The 12861-nt window shown below is 69.1% G+C and carries 6 protein-coding genes and 1 pseudogene; 2 read left to right on the forward strand and 5 right to left on the reverse strand.

Annotation, left to right across the window (positions count from 1 at the left end; genetic code table 11):
• Positions 1–4 precede the first annotated feature (4 nt).
• The gene (locus SACE_RS12760; protein ID WP_009951127.1) at positions 5–1228 is read left to right on the forward strand and encodes a cytochrome P450; all 1224 of its coding nucleotides are present in this window, start codon (positions 5–7) and stop codon (positions 1226–1228) included.
• 335 nt (positions 1229–1563) lie between these two features.
• On the opposite strand, the gene SACE_RS36375 is transcribed toward SACE_RS12760, so the two are convergent.
• A protein-coding gene (locus SACE_RS36375; RefSeq protein ID WP_085982277.1) for an IS5 family transposase occupies positions 1564–2372 on the reverse strand; the annotation gives its coding sequence in 2 pieces (ribosomal slippage) (positions 1564–2033 and positions 2033–2372; 810 coding nt in all).
• 211 nt (positions 2373–2583) lie between these two features.
• On the opposite strand from SACE_RS36375, the gene SACE_RS12775 reads away from it, so the two are divergent.
• Entirely contained in the window at positions 2584–3363 is a 780-nt protein-coding gene (locus tag SACE_RS12775) for a S1 family peptidase (protein WP_011873763.1), read from the forward strand.
• A gap of 417 nt (positions 3364–3780) precedes the next feature.
• Here SACE_RS12775 and SACE_RS12780 read toward each other — a convergent pair whose 3' ends face one another.
• The 4 genes and pseudogenes from SACE_RS12780 to SACE_RS12795 form a co-directional block, all read right to left on the reverse strand.
• Complete coding sequence (locus SACE_RS12780) at positions 3781–4482, reverse strand: fumarylacetoacetate hydrolase family protein (RefSeq protein ID WP_009948607.1); 702 nt, start codon at positions 4480–4482, stop codon at positions 3781–3783.
• Positions 4473–5678, reverse strand: coding sequence for an alpha-hydroxy-acid oxidizing protein (locus SACE_RS12785; RefSeq protein WP_011873764.1), 1206 nt, complete (start codon positions 5676–5678; stop codon positions 4473–4475). The genes SACE_RS12780 and SACE_RS12785 overlap by 10 nt, the downstream gene beginning before the upstream one ends.
• Entirely contained in the window at positions 5675–6487 is an 813-nt protein-coding gene (locus SACE_RS12790) for a thioesterase II family protein (protein WP_009948604.1), read from the reverse strand. The genes SACE_RS12785 and SACE_RS12790 overlap by 4 nt, the downstream gene beginning before the upstream one ends.
• Positions 6484–12837 (reverse strand): annotated as a pseudogene (locus SACE_RS12795) (SDR family NAD(P)-dependent oxidoreductase); the annotation flags it as partial. The gene SACE_RS12790 and the pseudogene SACE_RS12795, both read right to left, overlap by 4 nt.
• Positions 12838–12861: the final 24 nt, after the last annotated feature.

The raw sequence follows: 12861 nt of genomic DNA on the forward strand, positions 1-12861 counted from the left end.
CCCGATGCACGAACGGTTCGATCCGCTGGCCACCGACTACCTCGCCGATCCGTTCCCGATCCTCGCCGCGATTCGCGAGGAAACCCCGGTGTTCTACAGTTCGGAGCTGGACATGTGGCCAGTAACGCGGCATGAGGACATCAAGCGGATCTTCACCGATTACGAAACCTTCTCCGGTGCCATCACCCAGACACCGGTCTACCCGCTCGCCGAAGAGGCCAAGGATATCCTCGCGGCCGGTTTCCACACCACACCGACCGTGTCGAACTGCGACCCGCCCAAGCACACCCGGGTCCGGGCGCACAATGTCAAGGCGTTCTCCGCTCGGCGAATCGCCGTGCTCGAACCCACCATTCGCGCCTACGTCACGGAAATGATCGATCGCATCCTGCATCAGGATCGATTCGACATCGTGCAGGAGGTGACGTTCCCGCTCCCCGCGACCATCGTGTTCAACCTGATCGGCTTCCCCGAGTCGGACATGGAGATGCTCAAGGGGCTGGCCATCAACCGGATGGCCTTCACGTGGGGGCGGTCGACGGAAGCCGAGCAGGTCCGGATCGCCAAGAACCAGGTGGACTACTGGCAGTACTGCACGGAGTTCGTCGCCAGCCGCCTGGCGGAGCCGAAGGACGACTTCACCAGCGACCTGATCCGCACCCACCTCGCGGACCCGGACGAGCTGTCCGTCGACGAGATCACCAACGTCGTCCACGCCCTGAGCTTCGCCGGGCATGAGACCACGACGAACGTGTCATCGAGCATGATCCAGCGGCTGCTCACCCACCGAGAGCAGTGGGAAGAGCTCTGCGCCGACCCGGCCCTCATCCCGAAGGCGATCGAGGAGGGCCTGCGCTTCGACCCGAGCCTGTTCACGTGGCGGCGGATCACCACCAAACCGGTCTCCATCGGAGGAGTGGAAGTACCGGCCGGTGCCAAACTCCTGCTCCTTGTCGGCTCGGCAAACCACGACCCGGCCAAGTTCCCCGACCCGGAGGCGTTCAACATCCACCGTTCCGGCGCGCAGGCTCACCTGACGTTCGGCAGGGGCATTCACTCCTGCTTCGGAGCGCCGCTGGCTCGACTGGAAATGCAGATCATGCTGGAGGAGCTGACGGCACGGATGCCCGGCCTGCGCCTTGTGGAGGACCAGGACGTGCAGTACCACGTCAACGCCTGCTTCCGCGGCCCTGTGGAACTCTGGCTCGACAACAGCGCCCACCGCTGAAGCTGCGCACGACACGGGAGAGCCGCACCCGAGGCACCGCGCGCCCACGGGTGCGGTTCAACTGCGTCCGCACGGGGCAGGCCGCGTCGAAACGCACCTCGATCGACGCGTGGTTCCGTGCCTGGCACCACGCGTTCTGCGATCGCATCGGGACCATCGTCGAGTGATGGCCGAGGGCACCTATGGCTGGGTCATGCCGGCCACCACCGACCTCAACGGCACCTTCGACGAGTTGATCAACCCCATGGACCTGGTTTTGGCAACGCCAGTGCGCGCGATGTGGGGAGCTGTTGCTTCAACTTGCCGACCATGCGGGGCTGCGCTTACAACTCGTTTCAGAATGAGGTTGGTAGTTGGCGGTAGCAGATCAGGACGCATCCGAGCCGGAGGAGCCCGAGGTGGATGTCGGCGCGGCGTTCGTAGCGGGTGCGGAGGCGTTTGTACTGGTGCAGCCAGGCAAACGTGCGTTCCACGACCCAGCGGACCTTACCGAGACCGGAGCCGTGTCCGGTGTTGCGGCGTGCGATACGCGGAATGATTCCTCGTTCGCGCAGGGCTTTCCGGTGATGTTCGTAGTCGTAGGCGCGGTCGCCATAGAGCCAGCGAGGCCGTTGCCAAGGCCGACCGCGCTTACCACGGATCGTGGGCAGAGCCTCGACCAGCGGGATGAGTTGGGTGCTGTCGTGGCGGTTGCCGCCGGTGACCGTCACTGCCAGTGGGATACCGCCGGCGTCGGTGATCACATGGTGTTTGGTGCCGGTGCGAGCCCGATCGACGGGCGAGGGGCCCGTCGCCGCCCCCCTTTGAGCGCCCGCACATGCGATCCGTCGACCACCACAGTGTTCAGGTCGAGCCGATCCAAAGCCCGAAGCTGGTCCAGCAGCAGCTCGTGCACCGCGTTGAACACCCCGGCCTCGCTCCAGTCCCGCAACCGCCGCCAGCACGTCACTCCGGAACATCCCGCCACCTCGTGCGGTAGTTCCCGCCAGGTGATCCCGGTCTTGAGCACGAACACGATCCCGGCCAGAGCGGCCCGATCGTCGACCGGCAACCGGCCCGGGTACCGGCTCCGGCGAGGCGGACGCGCCGGGAGCAACGGCTGCACCCGAGACCACAACTGATCTGGCACCAACTCCTCGATCACACCATGACCATGCACCGAGTCGATCAACCATCGCTATCAGACACGCCCATTATTCTGAAACGAGTTGTTAATGACGACCCTCACGCGGGAAAAGACCTTTAATGCGCTCGAGGCGTGGCCAAAAGGGCACGTTCTGGGCGTGGAGATTGGTTGTTCGTGTGTGGATGGTGTTGGCTGCGGGCCGCGGAAGATGATTTGGAGGGTTTAGGTGTTGCGAGGTCTGTATCCGAAGGTGATCGTCGGCGTGGTCGCCGCGGCCGCGGCGGTCGGCGTGGGCGTGGCGGTCTCCGTTCCAGCCGGCGCGGTGGCGAACGCGCGGGACGCCGAGGACGGCGCTTTTCCTTTCGCGGTCAAGTTTCTGATGACCGACATCCCGAAAGCTGACGGCACCACCTACGACAGCGCCTGCTCTGGTGCCTTGATCGACCCACAGTGGGTGATCACCGCCGGTCACTGCTTCCACGACGTCAACCGCAAGCCGGTGAGTGGCACGACGCCGTACGCCACGACGGCGATCGTCGGTCGAACCGATGACGCCGATACGGGCGAGGGGCACGAGCTGGAAGTGGTGGAGGTCCGGCAGTCTCCGGTCAACGACATCGCAGTCGTCAAACTGGCGGAGCCGGTCGACGACGTGCGGCCGCTGGCCTTGCGCTCGGCCGCGCCGCGTCCGGGGGAGGTTCTGGTGCTGGCCGGTTGGGGGCAGGAATCGGCCGACGCGACCGAGCCCGCCACCCATCTGCAGGTCGGCAAGGTCCAGGTACACGACGTGCAGGAGAACATCACGACGGTCACCGGTAGCTGGCCGAGTGCGGACACCAGCGCCTGTCCTACCGACTCCGGGGCGCCGTACTTCGAGAACGGGCCCGATGGGGATGAGCTGGTGGCGGTTGAGAGTGGTGGGCCGGAATGCCCGCACTCCCGGCCCGAGACAACGTCCAGAGTGGATGTCGTCGCCGAGTGGATTCAGAACCAGATCAACGAATCGTAAGGCTCTCTCTCAGTCTGCACGCCTGCTGAAGTGCCGGTCGTGATCTGGCGTCGCTTCGTCCGAGACGTGCAGCGTAGCGTCGAAGAGGGGGGGCACCTGCGCCCGGTGGGTTGCCCCGGTACGGACGAGGTGCGCCGGCCACGTCGGCCGGTCTGCCCCGGCGCATCCCGACGGCGGCGATGACCGGGCGTGCGGCGGGGATGGAAAAAGGTGGCCGGCAGCGAATGCAGGGTGCGTATTCCTTTGAGCCGCCGATCTGAGCACCCTGCTTTGCCGAGTCGAGCAGCCGAGTCAAGTTTCCACTCGAGTACCAACCGTGAATCCGCGTGAACAACGGTCCTTGCCCGATGGCTGCCGTAGACGCGGTGGAGGCCGGCTTGGTCGAGATCAGCCCCCACCGCCCCATCACGAGTTGCCTCAGGCCGTGAGTTCCGCCTTCGACTGGCCGTCCGCCGCCCATACCGGGTTGACCAGGCGGCCGATGCCCTCCACCTCCGACTCCACGACGTCTCCTGGCCGCAGTCCTCGCGGCGGGTCCATGAAGGCGCCGCACCCGGCCGGTGTGCCGGTGAGGATCACGTCGCCGGGCCGCAGGGTGAAGAAGCGGCTCAGGTAGGAGATCAGCTCACCGACACCGAACACCATGTCGGCGGTCGTGCCGTCCTGGACGATTTCGCCGTTCAGCCAGGTGCGTACAGCCAGCGCCTGCGGGTCCGGAATCTCGGCGGCCGGCACGACGACGTGCCCGAGCGGACAGAAGGTGTCGAGCCCTTTGCCCCGCAGCCACTGGCCGTCCGCGGTCAGCAGGTCGCGCGCTGAAATGTCGTTGGCGACGGTGTAGCCGTAGACGACTTCGAGGGCCTCGGCGGCGGGCACGTTGCGTGCCTCGGTACCGATCACGACCGCCAGTTCGGTCTCCCAGTCCACGAACCGGGTGACGGTCGTGTCGACGACGATCGGATCGCCGTCGCCGATCACGCTGGATGACAGCTTGGGAAACAGGAACGGCACTGTCGGACGCTCGAACCCCATCTCCGCGATCGAGTCGACGTAGTTCAGTGCGACGCCGAAGATCGTGCCGGGCATCCGCGGTACGTCCGGGTGCGGATTCAGCGGCATGAGTCTCCTCCTTCCGCATTCCCCGGACCGGCCAGCGGCCCGGGCGGCGCGAGCAGGTCCGCGGTGATCTCGGAGACGGCGCCGCTGCCGGTGAGTGCCAGGGCAAGGTCAAGTTCGGCGAGCAGACACCGCAGGACGTGGCTGACGCCCTCCTGCCCGTCCAGGGCGAGCCCGTAGACGTAGGGCCGGCCGTAGAGGACGGCGTCAGCGCCCAGTGCGAGCGCCTTGACCACGTCGCTGCCGGTGCGCACCCCGGAGTCCAGCAACACCGGCACGCCGTCGCCGACGGCGGCCCGCACGGCGGGCAACGCGTCCAACGAAGCGACCGAGCCGTCCAACTGGCGGCCACCGTGGTTGGAGACGACGAGTCCGTCCGCGCCGAGTTCCACCGCTCGTCGGGCGTCGTCGGCGTGCAGGACCCCCTTGATGACGATGGGCAGGCCGGTCAGCGAACGAAGCCACGGCAGGTCGTCCCAGGTGAGTCCCGGGTTGGCGAAGACACGCGCCCAGTGCTCGACCACCTCCCGCTCGCCGGCGTCGGACGGCAGACCGCCCTGGAACTCGGGGTCGCTGACGAAGTTGGCGATTCCCGCGCCGTTGAGGAAGGGCAGGTACCCGTTGTCGAGGTCGGCCGGGCGGTAGCCGAAGCTGGGCGAGTCGACAGTGAGGACCAGAGCCGAGTAGCCGCTCGCCTCCGCGCGTCTGACCAGGGATTCGCACACCGCCCGATGCGCGGGCCAGTACAGCTGGAACCAGCGCGGCTGGCCCCCGGCCGCCGCCGCCACGTCCTCGAGCGGGTGGGACGCGCCGGTGGAAAGCACGAAAGGCACACCCGCGTCCGCCGCACCCCGCACAGCGGCCAGTTCTCCTTCGGGGTGCACCACTGTTTGCGCGGCGATGGGCGCCAGGAGCACGGGTGCGGCAAGCCGCTGCCCGAACAGGGAGACCGTCAGGTCCCGCCGGGTGGCGCCGCGCAGCATTCGGGGCACCAGCCGCCACTGGTCGAACGCCTGCCGGTTGGCACGGCCGGTGGCGCCGACGCCCGCGTTGCCCGCCACGTATCCGTAGGCGTTCGCCGGGAGCACGGCCCGAGCGTGCTCTTCCATACTCGTCAACCCGGTGGGCATCCGCGGCTTGCGACCACCGGTTCCGGCCAGGTAGATGTCCCGGACCATGTCGGCGTGAGCGCGTGTCATCGTGTCTCCTGTTCAGGACCTTCGGGAGCACAGGATCCGCAGCCGGATCCTGTGCTCCCGTGTGCCAGGTCTTCGCGGATCTGGCCGGTGAGCCGTGGCGCGACGCCCGAGTTGGGGGCGGTCAGCGCGAAGTGGCCGCCGGACAGCACTTCGACGGTCAGCTCGGCCGTGGTGTGCTGTGCCCATTCCCGCATCTGTTCAAGGGTGTTCTTTGGGTCCGCGTCGGCCAGCAGGACCGTGATCGGAATCGACAGGGCGGTCTCGGGCGTGCAGACGTAGCGCAGCAGCGCGCGGTGGTCGGCGCGCAGCAGGCGCAGTGCCTCTCCAACGATGTCCTCGTCCTTCAGGAGCGGTTCGGGAATACCGCCCAAGCGACGCAGCTCGGCGACGATGTCGTTGTCACCGAGGGGGTCCAGGTCCGGCTCCTCCCAGTCCTGTGCGGGCGGCCGGGCGGCCGAGGCGAAGAGCCTCGCCACCCCTGCCCGCTGTTCGAGGAGGCGTGCCGTCTCGAACGCCACAAGCGTTCCCATGCTGTGCCCGAGCACGAACAAGGGGCAGTCGGTGTGAGCCGAGAGCTCAGCCGCGGCCTCCTCGGCGAGCTCCCCGATCTGTTCGGCGCACGGTTCCATCCGGCGTTCCTGCCTGCCGGGGTACTGGAACGCCAGCAACTCGATGTCGTCGGGAAGTTCCGCGGACAGCCGGTTGAAGCTGTTCGCGGTGCCTCCCGCGTGGGGGAAGCAGACCAGGCGTGCGAAGGGGCTTTCCTTGGCGTGGAAGGTGCGTAGGGCTGAACGCCGGGTTCTGGTCAAGACGCATCCTCGGCCGGCTCGGCGGGCATCGCGTCGGCCGCACTACCCGCGGTCCTGTCGTCCATCTGCTCCCGCAGGTGGGCGACGAGCTCGGTGGGTGTTGGCCAGTCGTAGATGAAGGTCACCGGCAGCTTTATGCCGATTTCCTTGGCGAGGCGGTTGCGCAGCTCCACCACGGTCAGCGAGTCGAAGCCGATCTGGTCGAACGCTTCGTGCGGATCGACCGCGCCGGCCGAGGAGTGCCCGAGCACGACGGCGACCTCGTGGAGCACCTTGTCCAGGAGGGACTCCCCGCTCGTGGTTTCGGGGGCCGGTTCCGCCCCACTGCCGGGAGTGGTGGGCAGCAGGTCCCGCAGGACGGGCGAGATCGCTTCGGGCGCGGTCACCCCGTCGAACTCCCAGCGGGCGGCCACCGCCACCGGCGAGTTGCGGCGGATGGCGGCATCGAGGAGTTCCAGGCCCCGCTCCGCCGACAGCGGGGCCATCCCCGTTCGGGTCATGCGGGCGGTATCCGCACTGGTCAGGCTCGCCGTCATGCCATCGCCGCCCTCCCACGGGCCCCAGACGACCGACAATCCCGGCTGCCCCATCGATCTGCGGTACTCCACCAGACCGTCGAGGAAGGCGTTGCCCGCCGCGTAGCCGGACTGGCCCGCGGAGCCGAAAGTTCCCGCGACCGACGAGAACACGACGAACGTCGCGAGACCGAGACCTTCGGTGAGGTCGTGCAGGTTGAGCGCCGCGTCCACCTTCGGCCGCAGCGTACGGTCGAGCTGCTGCGGGGTAAGGGTTTTGAACACACCGTCGTCGAGAACGCCCGCCGCGTGCACCACGCCGCCCAACCGGACACCGCTGCTGGCCAGCCCTTCCAGCGCGGCAGCCAGGGCCTCCTGGTCGGCGGCGTCGCACGCCACGGTGTGTACCTCCGCCCCGAGCGCGCGCAGTTCGGCTACCGCGTGACCGGCGGGCTCGTCAGCTCCGGGAACGCGACGGCCCATCAGCACCAGTTGCCGCACGCCGTTCTCGGTGGCCAAATGTTTTGCGACCAACCTGCCCAACCAGCCGAAGCCACCGGTGACCAGTACCGCCCTGGTGGTGTCCCAAGGCGTCTCGTCGGCCGGCAGGTCGAGAACGATCTTGCCGACGTGCCGGGCCTCGCTGAGGTAGCGGAAGGCGGCCGGCGCCTCGCGGACATCCCAGACCGACACCGGCGGCGGCGCGAGAGCGCCCTGCTCGAAGAGTTCGAGCAGCGCGACAAGCATCCGCTGGATGTGCTCGGGGCCGGGGTCGCGCACGTCGTAGGACTGGTACTCGGTGCCCGGGTGGTCGCGCGCCACCTCGTCCGGATCGCGGCGGTCGGTTTTGCCGATCTCGAGGAACCGGCCGCTGCCCGACAACAGCCGCAGGGACGCGTCGACGTACTCCCCCGCGAGGGAGTTGAGGACCACGTCAACTCCGCGACCCTCGGTGTTGTGCCGGAAGACCTGCTCGAAGTCGAGCGTTCGGGATGACGCGATGCGGTCTTCCGGCAGTCCCTGCGCCTTCAGCGCGGCCCACTTGGCGGGGCTGGCCGTGGCGTAGGCCGTAGCTCCCAGGTGGTGGGCGAGCTGGAGCGCGGCCGTGCCGACACCACCGGTGCCGGCGTGCACCAGCACCGACTCGCCCGGGCGCAGCGCCGCGAGATCGACGAGCCCGTGGTAGGCGGTCAGATATGCCACCGGGACCGCCGCCGCCTGAGCGAAGGACCAGCCATCGGGCATGCGGCACACCAGGTTCCGGTCGGTCACCGAGACCGGCCCCACACCGGAGAACAGGCCCATCACGCGGTCACCGGGAACGATGTCGGTGACACCCGGGCCGACGTCGAGGACGACACCTGCGCCCTCACCGCCCTGGCCTGGGTCTTCCGCCGACGCGTCGACGGAAGCGTGGACCATGCCCAGGGAAAGCAGGACGTCGCGGAAGTTCAGTCCGGCCGCCCGCATCCGCACTCGGACCTGTCCGTGCTCCAACGGCGCACCGGCTTGCGGCCACGGCTCCAGCGAGAGGTTCGTGAAGGACTCCTTGGCGACGTAGTCCAGACGCCACTGGGCCGCGTCGGCCGGCGGCGCGAGCGTGGTGCCCTGGCCCTCGGCTGTCAGGGTGGGCCGGTACGGGATGCCGCCGCGCAGGGCGGCCTGGGACTCGCCGGCCGCCAGCACGGCCGCGAGCGTGCGGCGGGATTCGTCCGTTCCGTCCTCGTCCACCAGCATGAACCGGTCCGGGTGCTCGGTTTGGACGGTGCGGAGCAAGCCCCACACAGCGCGATGTCCGAGCTCCTCGATCGTCTGCGTACCACCCACGACCACGGCACCGCGGGTGAGCACCGCGAGCTTGGTGTCGGCCAGCCGTTCGTCCGAGGTCAGCAACTGGGCGAGCTGCACGACATCATCAACGGTTTCTCGCACCGAAGAAGCCCGGGCGCCGCGGTCACCTCCCTCGCAGGGTAGGACGAGGAGTTCGGGTGCTGTTTCGCCCGAGGACAGCGCCTCGACCAAAGCTGTCCGATCGCGGTAGGTCCGCGAGGTGCCGCACTCGCCCAGGAGCAGGTCGTCCAGCCCGCCCTCGCAAGCGGTGAGCAGAGCCCAACGGCTGGTGTCCACGGGTTCGGCCAGCACGGGGAGCTGCGCCCAGGCCGGCACGAGCAGACCGTCACCGGCGTCGTCACCCCCGCTGGCACCGGCGGGCATCGGTCGCAGGACCACCGAACCGATTGAAACCACCGGGCGACCTTGCGGATCGGCCACGTCGACGGCCACCGCGTGCGGGCCGGCCGGTGCCAGCCGGACGCGGACACGACCACCCGCGGCGGCGTGCACGCGAACGCCCGACCAGGCATAGGGCACCAGCCCGGACTCGCTGCCGTCGATCAGGCCACCGAGAGCGATCGGGTGCAGGGCCGCGTCGAGAAGCGCTGGATGCACGGCATGGGTGCCGGGACCCGGTCGCGGTTCGCCGGGAAGCGCCACCTCGGCGAAGACCTCCTGTCCACGTCGCCACATCGCCTCGACCCCGCGGTAAACCGGGCCGTACACGAGCCCGCTCTGAGCCAGACCGGCATACAGATCGGCGGCAGGCATCGGAACCGGCTCGGCGTCGCGCGGTGGCCAGGTGCCGAGGTCGGGCGCCGACGGCATGGCAGCTGAGCGGGCGACGGAACCACGGGCATGGCACTTCCACGGTTCCGTGCCGCCCTCGACTCGGGAGTGGACGGTGATGTCGCCGCTCGCGGCGACGAAAACCCGCAACTGGATCTCGGCGTCCTCCGCCACCGCGAGCGGGGTCTCCAGGACCAGTTCCTCCACGGGGTCGCCCCCTGTCTCCTCCACGGCGCGGACCGCGAGGTCGAGCAGTGCGGTGCCCGGCACCAGCACCTGACCTGCGACCCGGTGGTCGGCCAGCCACGGGTGCGAGGCCAGGGACAACCGCCCGGTCAGCAACAGACCCTCGGGTTCCGGCAGGTCAACGGCCGCGGTAAGCACGGGATGGCCGAGCGGGGTGGCTCCGGCCAGGTGTGCGGCGCCCGAAGGCGCGGAAGCGCCGAGCCAGTAGTGCTCCCGCCGGAACGCATACGTCGGCAGGGTCGTCCGGCGTGCCCCCTGGCCAGCGAAGAGCGCGGCCCAGTCGACGTCGGCTCCGTCGGCGTGCAGCCGGGAAACCGCGGTCAGCAGCGCCATGGGCTCTGGCTGCTTCTTCCGCAGGGCGGGTACCGTCTCGTACCCCGCACGGCCGGTCCGCTGGTCAGCTCCTTCGGCAAGGCATTCGGCGGCCATCGCGGTGAGGTCGCCAGCCGGTCCCACTTCGAGGAAGCGGGCGCAACCCAGCTCCGCAAGGCTTCGCACGCCGTCGTGGAAGCGGACTGCCTCGCGCGCGTGGCGCACCCAGTGCTCGGGGTTCGCCAGCTCGCCCGGCTCCACAGGAAGACCTGTCACGTCCGAGACCACGGTGATCCGGGGCTCATGGTAGGTGATGCGCTCCGCGACGGTGCGTAACTCAGCCAGTGCGGGCTCGATGAGCGGTGAGTGGAAGGCGTGGCTGACGCGCAGCCAGGTCGCCTTCCCGCCGGTGGCCTCGAACGCTTCGACCACGCTCTCAAGCGCGCCTCGGTCACCCGAGAGCACGGTGGCTTCGGGACCGTTGACGGCGGCCACCGAGGCCCGGTCCTCGTATCCGGCCAGCAGCGCGGCAGCCTCGCGTTCAGTCGTGCGCAGTGCGACCATCGCCCCGCCCGGCGGCAGTCGCTGCATAAGCCTGCCCCTTGCCGCCACCAGTGCGGCGGCGTCGTCGAGCGACAGAACGCCGGCGACGTGCGCGGCGGCCAGGGCGCCGACGGAGTGACCGAGCACGGCGTCGGGACTGATCCCCCAGGACTCGAGCAGCCGGCACAGGGCGACCTCGAAGGCGAACAACGCCGGCTGCGCGTACTCGGTCCGGCCGAGCAAACCGGCCTCGGCCGAGTCCTCAGCGGCGAAAACGACTTCGTGCAGAGGACGGTCCATATGGGCGGCCAGCGCCGAGCTGACCGAGTCGAAGGCCGCTGCGTAGGCGGTGAACGTGTCGTAAAGACCGCGTCCCATCTCCGCGCGCTGCGATCCCTGCCCGGCGAACAGGAACGCGATCCGGCCCTCAACGGCTGTGCTCCGGATCGGCTCCGGGCCCTCTTCGTCACCGGCCAGCGTCCGCAGACCGGCGAGCAGATCCTCCTCGTCGCGCGCGATGAGCGCCGCGCGGTGCGTGAGGTGGCTGCGCGCGGTGGCCAAGGCGTACCCGAGGTCGACGAGCTCCGCCGAGGAGTCGGCATCCAGGTGCCTGAGCAGTGCACCGGCCTGGTCGCGCAACGACCGCTCGCTGCTCGCCGACAGCAGGCACGGGACGGCCGGGAGCCGCGGCGCGGACTTGTCGGCGGGTGGCACCGCGGGCTCGGGGGCCGCTTCCAGGACGACATGGGCGTTCGTGCCACTGATGCCGAAGGAGGACACCGCCGCTCGCCGCGGGTGGTCGTGCCGCGGCCAGGTCGTCGCCTGGTTCAAAAGCTTCATCGTGCCGCGCGACCAGTCGACGTGCGGCGTGGCCTCGTCGGCGTGCAGAGTGCCGGGCAGCACGCCGTGCCTCAGCGCCATCACCATCTTGATGACGCCGCCGACGCCTGCGGCGGCTTGCGCGTGCCCGATGTTGGACTTCAGGGAGCCCAAGAAAATCGGGTCGTCGGCGCTGCGGGCCCGTCCGTACGTGGCGAGCAGGGCCCGAGCCTCGATCGGGTCGCCCAGCGCTGTGCCCGTACCGTGCGCCTCGACCACGTCGACCTCGGCGGCCGGCACACCGGCCGCGGACAGCGCTTCGCGGATCAGGCGTTCCTGGGCAGGGCCGTTGGGCGAGGTCAAGCCATTGCTGGCACCGTCCTGGTTGACCGCGGAGCCGCGGACGACGGCCAGCACCTCGTGGCCGAGACGCTGGGCGTCGGACAGGCGCTCCAGCAGCAGGAGCCCGGCGCCTTCGGACCACACGGTGCCATCGGCGGACGCGGAGAACGATTTGCAACGGGCGTCCGCGGCGAGACCGCGCTGCCTGCTGAACTCGACGAACGGCGTCGGGGTCGCCATCACCGTCGCGCCGCCCACGAAGGCCAGCGAGCACTCGCCGCGACGCAGCGATGTGCTGGCGAGGTGCAACGCCACCAGGGACGACGAGCAAGCCGTGTCCACAGTGATGGCGGGCCCTTCGATGCCGAAGTTGTAAGCCAGCCGCCCCGAGGCCACGCTGCCCGCGCTGCCGATGCTGAGGTAGCCCTCGTAGCCCGCGGGCGCGGGTGACAACCGGGTCGCGTAGTCGTCGTACATGGTGCCGACGAAGACGCCCGTACGGCTGCCGCGCAGCGATTCCGGCGCGATGCCGGCGTTTTCGCACGCCTCCCAGGCGATTTCCAGCAGCAGTCGCTGCTGGGGGTCGATCGCGCGTGCCTCGCGTGGTGAGATGCCGAAGAAATCCGCGTCGAAGCGGGCCGCGTCGTATAGGAAACCGCCTTCCTTCACATACGAGGTGCCCGGCGCGTCGGGGTCGGCGTCGTAGAGCTCCGCCAGGTTCCAGCCGCGGTCCTCCGGGAACGGGCCGATCGCGTCGACCTCGTCGCTGACCAACCGCCACAGGTCCGGAGCAGAGGTCACGCCACCAGGGAACCGGCAAGCCATGCCGACGATCGCGATCGGCTCGCCCTCGCGTTGCTCGAGCTGGGTGTTCGCGGATTTGAGCCGCTGGTTCTCCTTCAGGGCTGCCCGCAACGCATCGACGAGCTGGTCGTCGGAACTGGTCCCCATCGCGTTGTGCTCCGTAACTTTCGG

This window comes from Saccharopolyspora erythraea NRRL 2338 (assembly GCF_000062885.1).
Classification (GTDB): Bacteria; Actinomycetota; Actinomycetes; order Mycobacteriales; family Pseudonocardiaceae; genus Saccharopolyspora_D; species Saccharopolyspora_D erythraea.